Source organism: Stenotrophomonas sp., assembly GCF_035634915.1.
Classification (GTDB): domain Bacteria; phylum Pseudomonadota; class Gammaproteobacteria; order Xanthomonadales; family Xanthomonadaceae; genus Stenotrophomonas.
Map to the genome: position 1 here is coordinate 41,658 of NZ_DASQCB010000014.1, position 17,708 is coordinate 59,365.

Sequence of the window (17,708 nt, forward strand, 5' to 3'; positions counted from 1 at the left end):
GGGGTTGCCGGAGCATGCTGCACAATCGGCGCGCAGCCTTCTCGCCGCCAGGATGGAACCGATGAACGGACCGAGCTTCAGCAGCAGCGCGCCCTTTGAAACCCATGTGGTGCTCAACCAGCCGCCGCCGTTTGCCGGCCGCCAGCTGTGGACCGACGACGCGGCCCTGGTGGAGGCGGTGCAGCGTGAGGGCGGTGCCGCATTCGCGCCGCGGCTGGCCGTGTACGGTGCGCTGGCCGGCAACGAGCTGTATCAGCTGGGCTTTGATGCCAACCGCGATCGGCCACGGCTGCGCACCCACGATGCGCAGGGCCATCGCATCGATACGGTGGAATTCCACCCGGCCTACCACCAGCTGATGCAGACGGCCAAGCGGCATGGCGTGGCCGGACTATCGTGGCATGAGCCGCAGCCCGGCGCGCACGTGGCGCGGGCGGCATTGAGCTACCTGCACCACCAGGCCGAGGCCGGCACCAGCTGCCCGCTGACGATGACCCACGCCGCGGTGGCGGTGCTGCAGGCCCAGCCGCACCTGGCCGACTGGGCGCGCAAGGCGGCCGCGCCGGTGTACGACGCGCGCGACGTGCCGGTGGCCGACAAGGCGGGCATCACCCTGGGCATGGGCATGACCGAGAAGCAGGGTGGTTCGGATGTGCGCGCCAACAGCACGCGTGCCGAGCCGATCGATGGCGAGCGTTACCGCCTGGTCGGGCACAAGTGGTTCTTTTCGGCACCGATGTCCGATGGTTTCCTGGTGCTGGCGCAGGCACCGGGCGGGCTGACCTGCCTGCTGATGCCACGGCGGCTGGCCGATGGTGACCGCAACGCGTTCCACCTCATGCGCCTGAAGGACAAGCTGGGTGACTGGGCCAATGCCTCCAGCGAGGTGGAATTCTGTGGTGCGCAGGCGTGGCGCGTGGGTGAGGAGGGGCGGGGTGTGGCCACCATCATCGGCATGGTGATGATGACCCGGTTGGACTGCATGCTGGGTGCGGCAGCGGAAATGCGCATGGCGCTGGCCCAGGCGCTGCACCACGCGCGGCACCGGCGTACCTTCGGCAAGCCGCTGGTGGAACACGCGCTGATGGCCAACGTCCTGGCCGATCTGGCGCTGGAATCGGAAGCGGCGACGGTGCTGGCGATGCGCATCGCGCGCGCCGTCGACCGCGCAGGCAGCGACCCGGAAGAAGCTGCGCTGGCGCGGCTGGGCACCGCGCTGGGCAAGTACTGGGTATGCAAGCGTGCGGCGGCCTTCGTCAACGAGGCGCAGGAGTGTCTGGGCGGCGCCGGCTACGTGGAGGAGTCGATGTTGCCGCGGCTGTACCGGCAGGCGCCGTTGAATTCCATCTGGGAAGGCAGTGGCAATGTGCAGTGCCTGGACGTGCTGCGCGCGCTGGGGCGTGAACCGGAGGTGCTGCTGGCGCTGCGGGCCGAGCTGGAGGCGGTGGCCGATCGCGACACAGGGTATGCGGCAGCCCTGCAGCGCTGGGCGTCGGCACCGGCGCCGGATGAGTCACAGGCGCGGCTGTTCTGCGAGCGCACGGTGCTGCTGCTGCAGGCGGCATTGCTGCTGCGTGCGCGCAGCCCGATGGCCGGGGTGTTCGTGCGCAGCCGGCTGCAGGGCGAGCATGGGCTGGTGTTCGGGACGCTGGCGGCGGGGGTGGATGTGGGGGCGATGCTGGCGCGGGCGCTGCCGCAGTAGGCGGCCAACGGCGGAGCCCCTCGTGGTGGTCGCGCCGCGTCTGGATCGGCGGCGGGCCGCGCGGGTGGGTTGCGCAGGGGACGCCGTGAATACGTCCGTGTAGGCTCGGGCGCGCCATCCATGGCGCTTACGCCCCTGCGCAACCCACCCGCGCGGCCCCGGACGGTTTGCGGGCGCGTCCACCACGGAATCAACAGAAAAAGCAGAAGCAGAAAAGCCGCGGCAATGCCGCGGCTTTTCCTGTAGCGCCGGGCCATGCCCGGCGAGCGCAGCGGCGCTTCAGTGCTTGGCTTCTTCCTTGGCCGCGTTGGCCTTGGCATCGGCGGCGACGTCGCGGGCCTTGTCGGCCACCTTCTGCGCGGCAGTCGCGGTGGCGTCGCTGGCGTGGGCGGCGGCGTCGGTGGCGGCGGCCTTGGCCTGGTCGGCGGCATTGGCGCTGGCGTCGGCGGCATTGTCCAGCGCGCGCTGGGTGTCGGCGGCGGCGTGCTCGGACGCTTCAGCGGTCTTGTCGGCGGCCTCGCGGGTGGCGGCGGCGGCCTTGTCCACCGCTTCGCGGGCGGCGGCGCCAGCGCTGTCGGCGGCCTGTGCAGCGTCCTGCCTGGCCTGTTCGGCTTCCGGGCCCTTGCAGGCAGCCAGGGCCAGCAGCAGGGAGGCGGCCAGCAGGGTGGTGGTCAGCGGACGGATCTTCATGGCGGTCTCCAGTGCTGCAATGGATGGGGACGCCAGCCTATTCATGCCTTCGTGAAGGCCCGGTGGTGGTGCGGCGGCAAACCTTCAGGCAAAGAAAAAGCCGCTGGCGAACCAGCGGCTTTTCCAGAACAGCGTGAAGAAAGAAGTGATTACTTCTTGGCTTCTTCAGCAGCGTCCTTGGCCTGCTCGGCGGTGCCTTCGGCAGCCTTGGCAGCGTCCTTGGCCTGCTCAGCAGCAGCGTCGGTAGCAGCAGCGCCGGTCTGGGCAGCAGCGTCGGTCGCAGCGTCGGCAGCGGTGGCGGCGGTGTCAGCGGCCTGCTGGGCAGCGTCGGCGGTCTGGGCGCCAGCAGCGGCGGCCTGGTCGGCAGCAGCCTGGGCTTCGGTGGCGGCTTCGTTGGCCGAAGCAGCGGCGTCCTGGGCAGCTTCCTGCTTCGAGCAGGCGGCCAGGGCCAGGGCCAGGGACATCGCGACCAGCAGCTTGTTGATGCTCATTGTGTGAATCCTCGTCGTTGAATTAGGCAACGCGCAACTGCGCGCCGACAACATGATGACAAGCCACGTTTGGCTGTCAAGCGATCCCGCATTCATTTTTGCGAAATCAGCGTTAATCCCTTTCAGATCAATTCGATGGCGATGGCCGTTGCTTCGCCGCCGCCGATGCAGAGCGTGGCAATGCCGCGCTTGCCGCCATGCGTGCGCAAGGCGTTGACCAGGGTCACCACCAGACGCGCGCCGGACGCACCGATCGGATGGCCCAGTGCGCAGGCACCGCCATTCACGTTGATCTTCGCATGCGCGATGCCCAGTTCACGCATCGGTGCCATGGCGACGACCGCGAAGGCTTCGTTGATCTCGAACAGGTCCACCTGGTCCAGGGTCCAGCCGGTCTTTTCCAGCAGGGCATGGATGGCGCCGATCGGGGCGGTGGTGAACCACTCCGGCTCCTGCGAATGGGTGGCATGGCCGACGATGCGGGCCAGCGGCGTGATGCCGCGCGCAGCCGCGTCTTCCTCGGCCAGCAGGACCACGGCGGCGGCGCCGTCGGAAATGCTGGACGAGCTGGCGGCGGTGACGCTGCCGTCCTTCTTGAAGGCGGGGCGCAGGGTCGGGATCTTGGCGATGTCCGAGCGGCCCGGCTGCTCGTCGGTGGCGAACTCGACCTCACCCTTGCGGGTGGCGACCTTCACCGCGACGATCTCGTCGGCGAATGCGCCATTGGCCTGCGCGACCTGGGCACGGCGCACCGATTCGATGGCGTAGGCGTCCTGTTCCTCGCGGGTGAACTGGTACTTGTCCACCGCGCATTCGGCGAACTCACCCATGGCCTTGCCGTCGTAGGCGTTGACCAGGCCGTCGTGGGCCATGTGGTCCACCGCCTGGAAGTTGCCGAAGCGGTTGCCGGTGCGCGAATTGGGCAGCATGTGCGGAGCGTTGGACATCGATTCCATGCCGCCGGCCACCACCACCTTGGCCGAACCGGCCTTGATCAGGTCATGGCCGAGCATGATGGTCTTCATGCCCGAGCCGCACACCTTGTTCAGCGTGGTGGCACCGGCCGACAGCGGGATGCCGGCGGCGATGGCCGCCTGGCGGGCCGGGGCCTGGCCGAGGTTGGCCGGCAGCACGCAGCCCATCAGGACTTCGGAAACGTCGCTGGCCGGTACCCCGGACTGCTCAAGGGCAGCGGCGATGGCGGCCGCGCCGAGGGTCGGGGTGGGCACGCCGTTGAACTGGCCGAGGAAGGAGCCGATGGCGGTGCGCTTGGCGGCGGCGATGACGATGTTGGACATGGCAATCTCGTTGATGCGTGAGCAATGTTCGGAAAGGAGACGGCGGCTGTTGGATGCAGCGCTGTTTCCCGGCAGACTGCGTGGGGGTCGGCCCAAGTATAGAGGGTCGGCGATGGCTGCCGCCGGGCAGCCCTTGATGCCTGCAGGGAGCTTGGCAGGCCAACGTTCATGGGAAGGAATCGATGGAACGCAAGACGATGGCACGGTCGGTCCTGGGATCGGCACTGGTGGTTGCACTGACGGCATGCGGCGGCGGGGGCGGCAATACGCGCGTCGACCCGCCACCGACCACGCCGCCCACCACTCCACCTCCCACAACGCCGCCGGTCACCCCGACCCAGCCAGCCGAACCGGCCATCAACGCGCACCTGGCCATCACCCAGGCCGATGCCGCGCGCAGCGCCGGGCTCGATGGCAGCGGCGTGCGCATCGGCATCGTCGATTCGGGCGTGCAGCGCAACCATCCCACCCTGGCCGGGCGGGTTTTGGCCAACTACAGTTACGTCGATCCGCGCACCAACAATCTCAACAACGACGACGTAGTCGGGCACGGCACGGCCGTCGCTGAACTGGCGGCGGGCAAAGCCTTCGGCTCATGGCCGGGCGGCATCGCCCCCAACGCGCAGATCGTCTCGGCGCGGATCATTTCCGACACGCGGCCGACCGATGACGGCTCGGGCAACGGCAATGAAGTCGACGGCGCTCTGGGCCTGGCCGCGATCCACCAGGACCTGATCAACCAGGGCGTGAAGATCATGAACAACTCGTGGGGCGGGTTGTACTGGACCAATCCGGCCGCCACCGCGCCCATCGCCGCCGAGTACCGGCCCTTCATCATCGGCAACAACGGCCTGGTGGTGTTCGCCACCGGCAATGAAAGCAAGGCCGATCCGTCCAGCATGGCGGCACTGCCCAGCCAGGCCGGTACGGGCGGTTCGCGTCCGGCGGCCGATCTCGAGCGCGGCTGGCTGGCGGTGACTGCGGTTGATTCGACCGACCCGAGCAAGCTGGCCAGCTATGCCAATGCCTGCGGCGTGGCCGCCAGCTACTGCCTGGCCGCCCCGGGCGCCGCCATTTTCGTCAACCCGCAGTATCCGTCCGGCTCGACCCTGCTGTGGAACTACGGCACCTCGTTCGCGGCGCCGCTGGTCTCCGGTGCGGCGGCGCTGGTCTGGCAGAAGTACCCGTATTTCAGCAACGATCTGCTGCGCCAGACCCTGCTCGGCACCGCGACTGATCTCGGTGCGCCGGGCGTGGACAGCACCTTCGGCTACGGCCTGTTGAACATCGCCAAGGCCATCAACGGCCCGGCGAAGTTCGACTGGGGCAATGCCACCGTCAACGTTTCGCAGCTGGGCCTGGAGTCGGTCTGGAGCAACGACATCAGTGGCAGCGGCGGCCTGGTCAAGCAGGGCGTCGGCTCGCTGACGCTGTCCGGCACCAATACCTACACCGGCGATACCCGCATCGAGCAGGGCACGCTGGCGCTGCGTGATGGCGCGTCCATCACCTCCAACGTGGTCGTGCTGCCGCAGGCCAGCACGCCGGACAGTGCCGCGCTGCAGTTCCTGACCGGCAGCAGCCGGATCAAGGGCAACGTCGACAATGGCGCGAGCGTGATCGTGCGCAACGCCAATACCAGCGCCACCATCGAGGGCAACTACCTGCACCGCGCCGGCGCGCGGCTGACCATCTCACTGGGCTCCAACCCGCTGGATGTGACCGGCACCGCCACCCTGCAGGGCGGCGATGTGCACGTGGCCAGCATCGTCAGCGGCTACGTGGCCGCCGATGGCCGCACCCAGACCGTGCTGCACGCAGGGCAGGGGGTCACCGGCACGTTCGACGGGGTCAGCAACAGCCTGCCGCAGGGCACCCTGCTGCAGGCCTCGCTGACCTACGGCAGCAACGACGTCGTGCTGGTCACCGACCGCATCAACGTCACCCAGGCCGCCACTGCGGCACGCGCCTCGGGCGCGGCGCTGGCGTCAGCGCTGCGGGTGGAATCGGCGTTCGAGTGGCTCGATGCCGGCGTGGGCGCGTCCTCCTTTGCCGACGGCGCCGCCGCGCTGCAGCGCGTGCAGGGCAACCAGGCGCTGCAGGCCAGCCTGGACAGCCTGTCCGGCAAGGCCCATGCGCTGGCAACGGCGGCCACCTTCGACAGCATCGACCTGAGCCGGCGTGCACTGTCGGCGCGCTTCGGCCAGGTGCAGGGCGCGCCGCGGCTGGGCGGGGCCTGGCAGAACGCACTGGGCGATGCGGGCCCGGGCAGCTTCTCGGCCAGTGGCACCGACACCCGTGGCTGGATGATGGGCCAGGATGTGGCAACGGCAGGCAATGGCGTGCTGGGCTTCGCCTTCGGCGAACTGCGCAGCTACAGCAACAGCAGCTGGGGCAGCGATCGCGGCCGTGACCGCCAGTCGCAGGCACAGCTGTACGCGGGCTGGAGCCGTGGCGGCGCCTACGCACTGGGCCAGGTCGGCGCGGGTCAGTTCAGCCGGCAGATCGACCGCCAGCTGTTGCTGGGCGCGGAGCAGTATGGCGTCAACGCGCGCTATGGCGGCCGTTTCAGCACGGCCAGCGTGGAAAGTGGCTACCGCTTCGGTACCGCTGCGGCCGCGCTGACCCCCTACGTGGGGGCCGACTACGCGCGCGTGGACAGCGATCATTTCAGCGAGCAGGGCGGGCTGGGCTTCGGCCTGCGTACGCAGGGTGGCATCAGCAGCCGCACCCAGGCACTGGCCGGGGTGCGTGCCGAGCGCCAGTGGCGCATGTGGTCGCTGCGAGGCTATGCCGAGTGGCAGCAGCTGCTGTCCAGCCAGGGCATGGAGGCCGACGCCAGTTTCGTCGGCGTTGACGCCTGGGCACCGATGGCCGGCCTGCAACCGGCGCGTTCCGGGGGGCTGTTCGGCGTGTCGGTGGAATCGTGGTTGAGCCGCAACACGCGGCTTGCGTTTGGCTACGACCAGCGCTTCGGTCCACGCGGGGACCTGCGCCAGGTGGCGCTGCGCTACAGCACCGCTTTCTGATCAGGGAATGCAGGGAATGCAGGCAGTGCCGGCCGCTGGCCGGCATCCTGTGACCGTTCGCGGGCGGATCAACCGCCGCGCAGGTTGCCCAGGCGCGGGGTGCTGCGGCCCAGCGGCATCTTCAGCTTGCCGATGGACAGGATGCGCGCTTCGGCGATGCGGTCCGCCGCGCGCTGCGGCGCGATGTTCTCGCGCTGGGACAGCTCGAAGATGCGGGTGAGGTTGTGGTAGATGCTGCGGATCAGGCGCATCGCGCGTTCGCGGTTGTAGCCGTCGATCTCCAGCGACACGTTCATCACGCCACCGGCGTTGACCGCATAGTCGGGCGCGTACAGGATGCCGCGCGCATGCAGTTCGTCGCCGATGTCCAGGCTGGACAGCTGGTTGTTGGCAGTACCGCAGATGATCTTCGCCTTGATGCGCGGCAGGGTGTCGGCGTTGATCGCACTTTCCAGCGCGCACGGGGCGAACACGTCGGCATTGACCTCGTGGATCTCGTCCGGCTTGACCGCCTCGGCACCGAAATCGCTGACCGCCCGATCGACCAGACTGCTGTCCAGGTCGGTCACGTAGAGCTTGGCCCCGCGGTCGCGCAGCAGCTTCACCAGTTCCATGCCGATGTGGCCCAGGCCCTGCACGGCAATGCTGGTCTTGCCCACTTCCTCGTGGCCGAACTTGAAGCGCAGCGAGGCCATCAGCGCCTGCAGGGCGCCGTAGGCGGTGAACGGGGCCGGGTCGCCCGAGCCGCCGTGGACCTGGTGCACGCCGGTCACGAACTGGCTTTCCAGGTAGATGTTTTCCATGTCGTTGACGTCGGTGCCAACGTCTTCGGCGGTGATGTAGCGCCCGCCCAGCGAATCGACGTAGCGGCCAAAGGCGCGGAACAGCACTTCGGTCTTGTCCACCTTCGGGTCGCCGATGATGACCGCCTTGCCGCCACCGACATTGAGACCGGCCAGTGCATTCTTGTACGTCATCGTCCGGCTCAACCGCAGCGCATCGGCCAGCGCCTCGTCGGTGCTGGCGTAGGGGCGCATGCGCACGCCGCCCAGGGCCGGGCCGAGGGTGGTGTTGTGGATGGCGATGATCGCCTTCAGGCCGGCGTCGTGGTTGTGGCAGAACACCACCTGTTCGTGGCCGGTGGTGGCGAGGGTTTCGAATAGCATGGCGTCTCCGATGGCGCGATCAGCGGCGAACTGCAGCGAACTGCCAATGAACGGTAGGGTCCCAAAACAAAAAAAGCGACGTCGTCTTGGCTGGGGGACGGGTCGCGCGGCGCCATTCTAGTCCATTCCCCCGGCATCTGCCGTGCAGATCCGAGCGGTCCGGGTTAAAGAAGATGAAAGTGCGGCCGATGCAGCGTCGACGGCAGGTGGCCGATGTGAAGAACGCGCAGGGGCAGTCAGTGGCAGCAGCAGTGCAACGACAGGGCCGACCCGGATGATGCCGGCCTGGTGGCAAACGCTGGTGGGGTGGTTGTTCCGGCAGGCCGGCACGGATCCGTCGCGGCTGGCAGCGGCGCCGCGGCAGGCTGTGGCCGCTGCGGCGGCCAGCCTGCAGGGCGAGACCATGCCGCCGGCAGAGGTGGCCGCCCACCTGCAGCGCGGCCTGCATGCGCTGGCGCTGTACCCGCACCTGGCCGGCGAAGCGGAAGAGGTGGGTACCAGTGCGCTGGCCGAGGCGGTGGACCGTGCCCTGCAGGACCGCGGCTGGGCGACCCGGCAGCTGCCGCGTCGGCCGCAGCTGTTGCCGCAGTTGATCCAGACGGTCAATGACGACGTCGCCTCGGCGCGGGTGATGGCGGCGATCATCGGCCAGGACCCGGTGTTGACCGGCAACCTGCTGCGCATTGCCAACAGCCCGGTCTACAAAGTGCACGAACGGCCGGTGGACAGCCTGCAGCGCGCGGTGACCCTGGTCGGCACCGAGGGCGTGCGGCAGATCATCAGCGCGGTGCTGGTGCAGCCGGTGATGGAGGTGCAGTGCGAGGCATTTCCGCAGTTCAGCGCCATCATCTGGGAACACGCGCTGCTGGCCTCGCGGGCGGCCGCCGACCACGCACGCACGGTCACCTTCGGCGACGCCTTCGCCGCGCAGTGGCTGGGGCTGGTGCAGGGCCTGGGCGCGGCGCTGGTGATGCGCCAGCTGCTGCAGGAAGCGCAGGCACGTGGCGAGGCCGTGGAGCCGGCGCTGGCGCTGGATCTGCTGCAGCGCTGGTCGCTGCCGCTGGCCCAGCGCGTGGCTGCGGCCTGGGACCTGCCCGAGCCGGTGCACCACGCATTGGCCGCCGACGCCGAAGGTTCGCTGGCCGACAGCCTGCGGCTGGGCAGCGCGGCCGCAGCGGCCAGCCTGCTGTGCCGGCATGGCCACGGCCCCCAGGCGCGCATGCTGGCGCTGCTGGAGCAGCTGCCCTCGGCGCCACCGCACGCGCTGCGCTGGATCTGGCGGCGCCTGCACGGGCGCAACGTGGAAACCCTCGATGAAGCCCTGGATGACGCACACGGCGGGCTGGGGGCGTGAGCGCTACAGCTGCGATTCCACCGGCAGCCAGCTGATCACGCGGGCGGTGAGGCGCTTGCCCAGGCTGCTGCCGGGTTCGCGGCCCACCCAATGGGGGGGTGGTTGCCGTTCCAGCCAGCGCAGGTCGTCGGTGGGCCCCAATGCCAGCCACCAGCTGTGCAGCGGGTCGGCCAGGCGCAGGTATTCCCCGCGCAGCCGCGCGCCCAGCACCGGGTCGTCGAACAGCACGCCCATTTCGGTGTTGAGGTAGGCCGAGCGCGGGTCGAGGTTGAACGAACCGACGAAGCCGCGGCGGTCGTCGATGACGAAGGCCTTGGTGTGCAGGCTGGCCCCGCTGCTGCCGAACAGGCTGGATTCGCCGGGCCCGCCGTACGCCTTCAGTTCGTACAGCTGCACGCCGGCCTTCAGCAGCGGCACCCGGTAGCCCATGTAGCCACCGTGTACCGCCGCCACATCATTGGCGGCCAGTGAGTTGGTGACCACGCCGACCTGGACGCCGCGCGCGGCCATCGCCGACAGGCCCTGCAGACCTTCCTCGCCAGGCACGAAGTAGGGTGAAATCAGCAGCGCGGTATGGCTGGTGGACTGCAGCTGCTCGGCCAGTGCGCTGACCAGCCAGCCATCGCGCGCATCGTCGCGATGCTTCATCGGCGGGTCGGACAGGATGCGTACGTGGGCGCTCCAGTGCAGCGGGTCCGGGCCCGGCTGGCGCAACGCGCGCGAATCGGCGACCCGCTGCAGGTAGGGGCGTGCCCTGGCGTGCAGGGCATCGCGGTCGGACTGGCGTACCAGCGCGCGCAGCTGGGCATCGGTGTAGGTGGCCAATGCACCGATCGGAACCGCCGCAGCACTGTTCCAGTAGTCATCGAAGATGCGGTTGGCCTGTTCCACCGCAGGCCCGGCCACCACCAGGTCCAGGTCCTGGAAGTTCACGTCGTCGCGCGCGCTGAAGTACTCCTCGCCGATGTTGCGCCCCCCGACGATGGCCACGCGGCCGTCGGCGATCCAGCTCTTGTTGTGCATGCGGTGGTTGACGCTGAAGGCACGCTGGATCATTTCCAGCGTGCGCGCGATACCGGTGCGGTTGTGGAACGGGTTGTAGAGGCGGATCTCGATGTTGGGGTGGGCATCGAGCGCCATCATCAGCGCATCCTTGTCCTTGGCGTTCATGTCATCAAGCAGGATGCGCACGCGCACGCCCCGTTCGGCCGCGTCGTACAACGCCTTGGCCATCAGGTGGCCCACCAGGTCGTCGTGCCAGATGTAGTACTGCAGATCCAGGCTGCGCCCGGCCTGTTCGGTGATCTTCGCGCGTGCGGCGAACGCATCCATGCCATCGCTGAGGAAGGCGACACCTGATTGGCCGGGGTGGGCCGCCTGCTCAGGCACCAGCTGGCGGTCGATGGCGGTCTGCGCCGGTTGCAGCGGCAGCACATGCGAAGCCGGCCCACGCGCCTGTGGCGTCAGGCGGTCGGCCAGCAGCAGGCCGGAAAGCACCAGCAGCACCAGCGCAGCAACGATGATGGCAACGATACGCAGCAGGCTCATGCCACCATGCTAGTGGATCCACGCGATGCGTGGATGGCGTTCTGGGCACGGTCACGCCATGCGTGGATGGCGCTTGTGGGGTCAGAACCGCTCGTCGCTGCCCAGGTAGCGCCACTGCCCGGGCGGCAACGGCCCCAGCGCGACACGGCCGATGCGCAGGCGGCGCACCGCGGCCACCTGCAGCCCGGCGTTGCCCACTGCCGTCCGCAGGCCCTTGGCCGTCAAACCCTTGCCGGCAAAACGCAGGCGCTGCTCGTTCTGCCAGCTGACCTTGGCACCGCCGGATTCCTGCTGCAGCCGGGCCATCAGCCATGGGCCGCGCTCGGGGCCGCCTTCGGCCACTTCCACCAGGTATTCCTGCTCGGTTCGCCCCAGGTTGCGCTGCAGGTGGGCAAGGGTGGCCGGATCCTGGCTGACCACGACCAGGCCGCTGTCGGCCGCCGGCAGCGATGCCGCCAGCTGCAGCCCATGGAAATGACGTTGCAGCGGACGGATGTCGCTGGCATCGAGCTCGCTGCGGGTGGCGCTGCTCACCATTGCGCACAGCGTTTCGGCGGCGACGTCGGCCGGCTTGTGCAGCAGCATGGTGACCCGCTCGGCCTTGGTGTCTTCGGCCTGTTCGGCCATCACGATCACCGCGCGCTCATCGACCGGGCGCTGCGGCTGTTCGACCACTTCGCCATTGACCGTCACCCAGCCGCCCTCGATGTAGCGGCGCGCTTCGCCGCGCGGGATGCCGAGCAGGGCAGACAGGGCTTTGTCGAGACGGGTCGGTTCCATGGCGGGCAGGTCGGTCAGGGGGCGCGCAGTGTAGCTGCTGCGGCCGGTCAGCGCTGGCCGCGGTTGGCCAGCTCGGTCAGGTACAGGCGGGTATCGAATTCCAGCTGCAGGTACTCCGGCTCCATGTGCTGGCACAGCTGGTAGAAGGCCTTGTTGTGGTCGGCCTCCTTCAGGTGGGCCAGTTCATGCACCACGATCATGCGCAGGAAGGCGGCCGGCGCCTGGCGGAACACGGTGGCGATGCGGATCTCGCGGCTGGCCTTGAGCCGGCCTCCGTGCACGCGGGAAATGGCGGTATGGGTGCCCAGCGCATGCTTGATGACTTCCAGCGTGTTGTCGTAGCAGACCTTGTTGAGCGGGACCGATTTGCGCAGGTAGCGGTCCTTCAGGTCCTGGGTGTAGTCGTACAGCTGGCGGTCGCTGCGCACCTCGTGCGGATCGGGGTAGCGCTGCTGGAGCCAGGGGCCGAGCTTGCCCTGGGCCAGCAGTTCGCTGACCTGGGCGACCAGGGGTTCGGGATAGCCGGTGAGGTACTTCAGGACAGCCATGCAGGGGCGGCGGGGCGTCGGTAGAATGGGGCATCCAAGATTACACGCGGTACGCAACGACCATGGCAAAGCCCAACGCGCTGCAGGAACAATTGCTCAAGGCCGGCCTGGCCAGGAAGTCGCAGGCAAGCGCCGCCGCCAGCGCGCAGGCCAAGGCCCGCCAGGGCAAGGCCGAATCGACCTCGGCCGAGGTCCAGCGGGAAGCTGAACGAGCCCGCGCGGAGAAGGTCGAACGTGATCGTGCGCTGGCCGCCGAGCGCAACGCCCAGGCCAGGCTGGCTGAACAGAAGGCGCAGGCGAAGCAGATCATCACGGCTCATGCCGTGCCCCACAAGGGTGATGACGAGTACCGATTCAGCGACGGCGCAGCGATCCGCACCCTGCTGATCGACCCCAAGCTGCGCAAGGCGCTGTCGGTGGGTGTGCTGGTCATCGTGGCCAACGGATCAGGCTATGCGCTGCTGCCGCGTGCCGCCGCTGAGAAGGTGCGGGAACGTGCTCCCGAAGCCATCATCGTCGACCATGGCCAGCCGGGCTCGACCGCCGAGATCTCCACCGGCAACGCCGAGGACGACGCCTACTACGCCCAGTTCCAGGTCCCCGACGACCTGGTCTGGTAACGCCAGAAAGGGGACGGAGGGGATCAAGTCCCCTTTTTGGCGGGTGTATCGTCCCCATATCAGGCGACACACCTGCGGAGGATGGCCATGGCCACCGGTTGGGCGGGAGACGGCGCGGTCCAGGACCAGATCGACGCCACCGTGGACGATGCGATTGCCCGCGCGCGGCGCCAGCTGCGCCAGGGGCCGGGTCTTGAACACTGTGAGGAATGCGACGCGCCGATTCCGTTGGCGCGGCGTCAGGCTGTGCCGGGCGTCCGCCTGTGCGTGGCCTGCCAGCAGGCGCTGGACGACGACGAGCAGGCGCATGCCGGCTACAACCGGCGCGGCAGCAAAGACAGCCAGCTGAGGTAAGAGGGTTTTTTATTGCAGGGCTGCGCCCTGCACCTGCTCAAGGCAACGGCAACAGCCGAGGCAAGAGCGGCATTCCGTGGGATGGCGGGGTGGTGTGGGCTTGCAGGACACGCCGTAAACCCGTCCATGGGGGCTCGATGGCGCCATCGATGGCGCCAACGGTCCTGCAAGCCCACACCGCCCCGCCTCTGACAGTTGGTCGCCGCTGTTGGTAGGTGTCGACCTTGGTCGACACATCTGTCAGATAGCGAATGGATTCATTCGTGTCGACCAAGGTCGGCACCCACCAGAGCAGAACGCCGTTCTGACAGATCGCGGACGTCTGTCGAAGGCGGGGTGGGTCCGGTTGAGGGGGTGTGAGCCGCATGGATGCGGCGACCGAGCTTACATGGACGTACTTGCAGCGCCCCCTCAACCGGACCCACCCCGCCAACCCACGGAATGCAGGCTTTTGACGTTGACGTTGAGCAGGTGCAGGGCTGCAAGCCCTGCAAAGAAAAACGCCCCTCAGCCGTCGCCCTGGATGCCACCCGGCGCATGCGAGGGATCGCGCCAGCGTCGCACCGTGCGCTGGAAGAACAGATTGTTCGGCAGCTGCAGCACCGTGCCCTCGTGGCCGTTGCCGGTTTCCTGCAGCGTCGTGTAGATCAGGTTCACATCGATCACCCGCCCCTTCAGGCCGGGCTTCTCACCGTTTTCCAGCACCTCGATGTAGTCATGCAGGCGGAACGGGCGCGTGGTGAAGATCAGCAGCGTGCAGAAGATGTTGGACAGCACGCTCCATGCCGCGAAGAACGCTACCGCGCCCACGGCGGCGAAGCCGGTGAAGGCCGTCCACAGCACTGACGGCGATGCGCCAAGCAGGCTGAGGATGTACAGCAGCGCGCTGAAATAGACCACGAAGCTGGTGATCCGGCGTGCGCCCATCGCCATCTCCGGCGGCAGCGTGTAGTGCTCGGCGAAACGACGGATCAGGCGGCGGGCCAGTACCCGCAGCAGCCAAGCAACCACCAGCACCAGCACGATCTGCAGAGCGATGCCGATGTAGTTCAGCCACGGATGGCTCCAGGCGGGCAGGTGATCCTTCAGCGACAACATCATGGGGCGACAATACGTGGCGGTAACGGCCCTTGATGTTACCCGTCGACTGCCGGGGTTTCGACCGGATCCGGCCAGGCAAGGCAGACCAGCACCTGGCGATGCTGTTGCAGGCAGGCCTCGCGGCTGTCGGTGCGCAGCTGCAGTGACAGGTCCAGCGACTGCAGCACAACGCAGGCGAGGATCACCAGCAGGGCGGCGCAGGAGGGGCTGGACATGGCGGGACTCCGGGGATTTTCACCAAGGACCCTGCATGGATGCAGCCAGTGCCGAAAAGGTTGCATCGCAGCCGCCGTCAATCGGCCTTAAACCTTTTCCCGGGTCGCCGCATCCAAGCGATATGCTCGACACCACCATGCCCGCGCTGCCTGCCGCCAACGACGCCGTCGACGAACCCGCCCTGGTGCGGGCTGCGGCGGCCGGCGACATGGCCGCCTACGAACAGCTCTACCGGCGCCATTCGCCACGCGTGTTCGCCGTGCTGTGGCGGCTGTGTGGGGGCCAGCAGGCGCGCGCCGAGGATGCCCTGCAGGAAGCCTTCCTGCAGGCCTGGAAGGCACTGCCGGGGTTCCGTTTTGAAAGCAGCCTGTCCACATGGCTGCACCGGCTGGGCGTGAACGCGGCGCTGATGGAGCTGCGCGGCCGCGCTGCAGGACAGGACCACGACAGCCTGGATGAGGTCGACGGCGGCCTGCAGGAACTGGCCGTGCACGACCGCTGCGCCGGCACCGAGCGCGACCTGGAGCGCGCGCTGTCCACACTGCCGCCCCGCGCCCGTGCGGTACTGGTGCTGCACGACATCGAAGGCTGGAAACACCAGGAGATCGCCGAACAGCTGCAGATGGCGGTCGGCAGTTCCAAGGCACAGCTGCACCGCGCGCGGAGTCTGTTGCGCGCGCGTCTGGGAGACATGACATGAGTACGCACGATTCCGACCACGACCACGACCACGCTCTGCAGGCGCGGCTGCGCGCACTGCCTGGCCAGCGCATGCCACCGGCGGATGGCTGGGCACGCCTGGCCGCGCAGTTGCCGCCGCGCGAGGCAGCACCGTCCGCGGCGGCAACGGCAGGCAACGTGGTCGCCCTGCCGCGGCGTCCGCGCCATCGCGGGTGGCTGCCGGTCGGCGCAGCGCTGGCCGCCAGCCTGGCGGTCTATGCGCTGGCCCCCTGGCGCCAGGCACCGGTGGAAGCCCCGGCGGCCACCACCCTGCAGCTGCAGGCCGCAGCGATGACCGAGGAATACCAGCAGGCCGTGGCATCGCTGCCCGGCGGCCGTGCGCCGGCATGGCAGCCGGCGCTGCACGAACTGGATGAAAGTGCGGCACAGATCCGCGCCGCGCTGGCACAGGACCCACGCGCGCCGCACCTGCTTGGACAGCTCAAGCGGACCTACACGCTGCGGCTGGAACTGACCCGGCAGGCGGCCCAGGCCGCCGCGGCCGGAATGACAACCTGAGGAGACACCCCATGCGAACCCTTTTCCCGCTCTGCGCTGCGTTGCTGCTGCTGCCCTCGTTGGCCCTGGCCGACACGCGCGTCGATGAGCGCCACACGCTGTCCAGCGGCGGCCGCATCGAACTGAGCAATGTGGCCGGCAAGGTCACCGTACGCGGCTGGGACCGCAACGAGGTGCAGCTGACCGGCAGCCTCAGCGATGGCCTGCAGCTGCGCCAGGAAAAGAGCGCCAACCGCGTGCGCTGGGAAGTGGAGTATCCGCGCCGCCACAACAATGGTGGTGCCACCCTGGTGCTGAACGTGCCGCGCGCTTCGGAGCTGCTGCTCAGCACGGTCAGCGCCGACCAGGACATCAGCGGCATCGATGTGCGCCGCCTGCAGGCCGGTACGGTCAGTGGCAACCTCAACGCGGCTGGCCGCAGTGGCGACAGCAAGCTCAACACGGTCAGCGGCGACGTCATCGCCAGGCTGCAGACCCCGCGGCTGGACGTGAATACGGTCAGTGGCCGCATCGAGGCCGGTGGCGGTGTATCCGGCGATATCGACGCGCAGACGGTGTCCGGCAGGGTCGGGGTGGATGCAGGCCGGATCCAGCGCCTGGCGGTGGAGACGGTCTCCGGCGGCATCGATCTGTCCGCCTCCGGGCTGGCCCCGGGCGGTCGCATCAACGTCGAGTCGGTCAGTGCGTCGGTCAACCTGCGGTTGCCGGCCAAGGTCTCGGCGCAGCTGTCAGTGAACAGCTTCTCCGGCTCGATCAACAGTGATGCCGGCACCGTCGAACGGCCGCGTTATGGGCCGGGCAGGAGCCTGGACGCAAAGCTGGGCAGCGGAGACGGTGATATCCGCATCGAGTCGCATTCGGGCAGCGTGCGGGTGCGCCTGGACCGCTGAACGCGGCCCGTCAGGCCGCGGCGGCAGTGCCGCCGCGGTCAGGGGAGGTCAGCTGGCTTTCTTCAGCGACCAGGTGGTGCCCAGTACTTCGATCTTGCCACCACTCTTGCGGAACGCGGCCAGATCGGACGCAATCGAATCGCTGCTGACCGTGGTGCTGGCGGCCGCGCCCTTGCGTTCGCTGCGGATGCTGTTGGTAGCCTTCGCGGGGGTCTTTGCCTTGCGGGGCATGGTTGCTCCTGTCAGGTGGAAGGGGAGGAAAGCGACCAGGCATCGGCCTGGCGCAGGTAATCCTGCCGCTCGCGGCGGCAGTCATCGCCGCCCATCGAAAACTGGCGGCAGATCGCCGGGCGCTGCGAATAGATCGTGCAGCGCAGGTGATAGGGATCAATCGCCGCGCACCAGCCCTCATCATTGCGCGCCATCACGGCACGGCCGTGCCTGTCGCGCGAGGTATACTGGCGGGGCACGTCATCGCCGGCCTGCAGCAGCACGGGCAACCGGCAACAGACCGCGTCACAACGGCGGCAGTCGATGGGTGCAGGTGCTTCTTCAGGTTGTGCGGCCACAGGGGCCAGGCGGGTGCCCAAAGCGGGTCTCGATGGCGGCTCGGGTAGTACGCGGACCATGAACGAGCCAGAAGGCATGGCCGCAAGGCCCGCTGCGCGGGCCAGGCCATACC

The 17,708-nt window shown here is 68.5% G+C and carries 19 protein-coding genes; 8 read left to right on the forward strand and 11 right to left on the reverse strand.

Going from position 1 to position 17,708, the window contains the following annotated elements; translation table 11 throughout:
- The first annotated feature begins 61 nt into the window (after positions 1-61).
- A complete protein-coding gene (locus VER16_RS11645; protein WP_324808290.1) occupies positions 62-1,702 on the forward strand; it encodes an acyl-CoA dehydrogenase family protein in 1,641 nt (546 codons plus the stop codon).
- A 279-nt stretch (positions 1,703-1,981) separates the two neighbouring features.
- Here the strand turns inward: VER16_RS11645 and VER16_RS11650 are convergent, their stop codons facing one another.
- From VER16_RS11650 to VER16_RS11660, 3 genes are all read right to left on the reverse strand, one after another.
- The gene (locus VER16_RS11650) at positions 1,982-2,392 is read right to left on the reverse strand and encodes a hypothetical protein (protein WP_324808292.1); all 411 of its coding nucleotides are present in this window, start codon (positions 2,390-2,392) and stop codon (positions 1,982-1,984) included.
- Between the two features lie 149 nt (positions 2,393-2,541).
- The gene (locus VER16_RS11655) at positions 2,542-2,883 is read right to left on the reverse strand and encodes a hypothetical protein (RefSeq protein WP_108769575.1); all 342 of its coding nucleotides are present in this window, start codon (positions 2,881-2,883) and stop codon (positions 2,542-2,544) included.
- A gap of 122 nt (positions 2,884-3,005) precedes the next feature.
- Positions 3,006-4,181 carry a thiolase family protein gene (locus tag VER16_RS11660; RefSeq protein WP_324808295.1) on the reverse strand — a complete coding sequence of 392 codons (1,176 nt, stop codon included), beginning with the start codon at positions 4,179-4,181 and terminating at the stop codon, positions 3,006-3,008.
- Between the two features lie 182 nt (positions 4,182-4,363).
- Between VER16_RS11660 and VER16_RS11665 the strand changes: the two genes are divergently transcribed.
- Complete coding sequence (locus tag VER16_RS11665; protein WP_324808297.1) at positions 4,364-7,210, forward strand: S8 family serine peptidase; 2,847 nt, start codon at positions 4,364-4,366, stop codon at positions 7,208-7,210.
- A gap of 68 nt (positions 7,211-7,278) precedes the next feature.
- Here the strand turns inward: VER16_RS11665 and VER16_RS11670 are convergent, their stop codons facing one another.
- On the reverse strand, positions 7,279-8,376 hold the full coding sequence (locus tag VER16_RS11670) for a Glu/Leu/Phe/Val dehydrogenase dimerization domain-containing protein (RefSeq protein ID WP_324808299.1): 1,098 nt from the start codon (positions 8,374-8,376) through the stop codon (positions 7,279-7,281).
- 274 nt (positions 8,377-8,650) lie between these two features.
- Between VER16_RS11670 and VER16_RS11675 the strand changes: the two genes are divergently transcribed.
- Positions 8,651-9,730: an HDOD domain-containing protein gene (locus VER16_RS11675; protein ID WP_324808301.1), complete on the forward strand. Its 1,080-nt coding sequence runs from the start codon at positions 8,651-8,653 to the stop codon at positions 9,728-9,730.
- A 3-nt stretch (positions 9,731-9,733) separates the two neighbouring features.
- Here the strand turns inward: VER16_RS11675 and VER16_RS11680 are convergent, their stop codons facing one another.
- From VER16_RS11680 to VER16_RS11690, 3 genes are all read right to left on the reverse strand, one after another.
- A complete protein-coding gene (locus tag VER16_RS11680) occupies positions 9,734-11,278 on the reverse strand; it encodes a phospholipase D family protein (protein WP_324808303.1) in 1,545 nt (514 codons plus the stop codon).
- A gap of 81 nt (positions 11,279-11,359) precedes the next feature.
- Positions 11,360-12,058: an RNA pseudouridine synthase gene (locus VER16_RS11685; RefSeq protein WP_324808305.1), complete on the reverse strand. Its 699-nt coding sequence runs from the start codon at positions 12,056-12,058 to the stop codon at positions 11,360-11,362.
- A gap of 47 nt (positions 12,059-12,105) precedes the next feature.
- Positions 12,106-12,606, reverse strand: coding sequence for a M48 family metallopeptidase (locus VER16_RS11690; RefSeq protein ID WP_324808307.1), 501 nt, complete (start codon positions 12,604-12,606; stop codon positions 12,106-12,108).
- Positions 12,607-12,668: 62 nt separating this feature from the next.
- Here VER16_RS11690 and VER16_RS11695 point away from each other — a divergent pair, with 62 nt between their 5' ends.
- A complete protein-coding gene (locus VER16_RS11695) occupies positions 12,669-13,226 on the forward strand; it encodes a DUF2058 domain-containing protein (protein ID WP_324808309.1) in 558 nt (185 codons plus the stop codon).
- Between the two features lie 87 nt (positions 13,227-13,313).
- Positions 13,314-13,580: a DksA/TraR family C4-type zinc finger protein gene (locus VER16_RS11700; RefSeq protein ID WP_324808311.1), complete on the forward strand. Its 267-nt coding sequence runs from the start codon at positions 13,314-13,316 to the stop codon at positions 13,578-13,580.
- A gap of 507 nt (positions 13,581-14,087) precedes the next feature.
- Here VER16_RS11700 and VER16_RS11705 read toward each other — a convergent pair.
- Both VER16_RS11705 and VER16_RS11710 read right to left on the reverse strand, forming a co-directional pair.
- Entirely contained in the window at positions 14,088-14,681 is a 594-nt protein-coding gene (locus VER16_RS11705) for a mechanosensitive ion channel family protein (protein ID WP_324808313.1), read from the reverse strand.
- 35 nt (positions 14,682-14,716) lie between these two features.
- Positions 14,717-14,896 (reverse strand): hypothetical protein, encoded by a 180-nt coding sequence (locus tag VER16_RS11710; protein ID WP_324808315.1) that lies wholly within the window; start codon positions 14,894-14,896, stop codon positions 14,717-14,719.
- A 122-nt stretch (positions 14,897-15,018) separates the two neighbouring features.
- Here VER16_RS11710 and VER16_RS11715 point away from each other — a divergent pair, with 122 nt between their 5' ends.
- The 3 genes from VER16_RS11715 to VER16_RS11725 are packed head-to-tail and all read left to right on the forward strand — an operon-like array spanning position 15,019 to position 17,026.
- On the forward strand, positions 15,019-15,597 hold the full coding sequence (locus VER16_RS11715; protein WP_324808317.1) for an RNA polymerase sigma factor: 579 nt from the start codon (positions 15,019-15,021) through the stop codon (positions 15,595-15,597).
- Entirely contained in the window at positions 15,594-16,136 is a 543-nt protein-coding gene (locus VER16_RS11720) for a hypothetical protein (RefSeq protein ID WP_324808319.1), read from the forward strand. Before VER16_RS11715 ends, VER16_RS11720 begins: the two co-directional genes overlap by 4 nt.
- Positions 16,137-16,147: 11 nt before the next feature.
- Positions 16,148-17,026, forward strand: coding sequence for a DUF4097 family beta strand repeat-containing protein (locus tag VER16_RS11725; protein ID WP_324808321.1), 879 nt, complete (start codon positions 16,148-16,150; stop codon positions 17,024-17,026).
- Positions 17,027-17,074: 48 nt separating this feature from the next.
- Here the strand turns inward: VER16_RS11725 and VER16_RS11730 are convergent, their stop codons facing one another.
- Together VER16_RS11730 and VER16_RS11735 are read right to left on the reverse strand one after the other, a co-directional pair.
- The gene (locus tag VER16_RS11730; RefSeq protein ID WP_108765867.1) at positions 17,075-17,257 is read right to left on the reverse strand and encodes a hypothetical protein; all 183 of its coding nucleotides are present in this window, start codon (positions 17,255-17,257) and stop codon (positions 17,075-17,077) included.
- 11 nt (positions 17,258-17,268) lie between these two features.
- On the reverse strand, positions 17,269-17,562 hold the full coding sequence (locus tag VER16_RS11735) for a YkgJ family cysteine cluster protein (protein ID WP_108747862.1): 294 nt from the start codon (positions 17,560-17,562) through the stop codon (positions 17,269-17,271).
- Between the last annotated feature and the right edge of the window lie 146 nt (positions 17,563-17,708).

What these genes read in the sequence shown, in the direction of transcription:
- VER16_RS11665 (WP_324808297.1), top strand. Translation starts at nt 4,364, where the DNA reads ATGGAACGCAAGACGATGGCACGGTCGGTCCTGGGATCGGCACTGGTG.
- VER16_RS11680 (WP_324808303.1), bottom strand. Translation starts at nt 11,278, where the DNA reads ATGAGCCTGCTGCGTATCGTTGCCATCATCGTTGCTGCGCTGGTGCTG.
- VER16_RS11660 (WP_324808295.1), bottom strand. Translation starts at nt 4,181, where the DNA reads ATGTCCAACATCGTCATCGCCGCCGCCAAGCGCACCGCCATCGGCTCC.
- VER16_RS11650 (WP_324808292.1), bottom strand. Translation starts at nt 2,392, where the DNA reads ATGAAGATCCGTCCGCTGACCACCACCCTGCTGGCCGCCTCCCTGCTG.
- VER16_RS11725 (WP_324808321.1), top strand. Translation starts at nt 16,148, where the DNA reads ATGCGAACCCTTTTCCCGCTCTGCGCTGCGTTGCTGCTGCTGCCCTCG.
- VER16_RS11720 (WP_324808319.1), top strand. Translation starts at nt 15,594, where the DNA reads ATGAGTACGCACGATTCCGACCACGACCACGACCACGCTCTGCAGGCG.
- VER16_RS11705 (WP_324808313.1), bottom strand. Translation starts at nt 14,681, where the DNA reads ATGATGTTGTCGCTGAAGGATCACCTGCCCGCCTGGAGCCATCCGTGG.
- VER16_RS11655 (WP_108769575.1), bottom strand. Translation starts at nt 2,883, where the DNA reads ATGAGCATCAACAAGCTGCTGGTCGCGATGTCCCTGGCCCTGGCCCTG.
- VER16_RS11685 (WP_324808305.1), bottom strand. Translation starts at nt 12,058, where the DNA reads ATGGAACCGACCCGTCTCGACAAAGCCCTGTCTGCCCTGCTCGGCATC.
- VER16_RS11695 (WP_324808309.1), top strand. Translation starts at nt 12,669, where the DNA reads ATGGCAAAGCCCAACGCGCTGCAGGAACAATTGCTCAAGGCCGGCCTG.
- VER16_RS11670 (WP_324808299.1), bottom strand. Translation starts at nt 8,376, where the DNA reads ATGCTATTCGAAACCCTCGCCACCACCGGCCACGAACAGGTGGTGTTC.
- VER16_RS11675 (WP_324808301.1), top strand. Translation starts at nt 8,651, where the DNA reads ATGATGCCGGCCTGGTGGCAAACGCTGGTGGGGTGGTTGTTCCGGCAG.
- VER16_RS11690 (WP_324808307.1), bottom strand. Translation starts at nt 12,606, where the DNA reads ATGGCTGTCCTGAAGTACCTCACCGGCTATCCCGAACCCCTGGTCGCC.
- VER16_RS11715 (WP_324808317.1), top strand. Translation starts at nt 15,019, where the DNA reads ATGCTCGACACCACCATGCCCGCGCTGCCTGCCGCCAACGACGCCGTC.
- VER16_RS11645 (WP_324808290.1), top strand. Translation starts at nt 62, where the DNA reads ATGAACGGACCGAGCTTCAGCAGCAGCGCGCCCTTTGAAACCCATGTG.
- VER16_RS11700 (WP_324808311.1), top strand. Translation starts at nt 13,314, where the DNA reads ATGGCCACCGGTTGGGCGGGAGACGGCGCGGTCCAGGACCAGATCGAC.
- VER16_RS11730 (WP_108765867.1), bottom strand. Translation starts at nt 17,257, where the DNA reads ATGCCCCGCAAGGCAAAGACCCCCGCGAAGGCTACCAACAGCATCCGC.
- VER16_RS11710 (WP_324808315.1), bottom strand. Translation starts at nt 14,896, where the DNA reads ATGTCCAGCCCCTCCTGCGCCGCCCTGCTGGTGATCCTCGCCTGCGTT.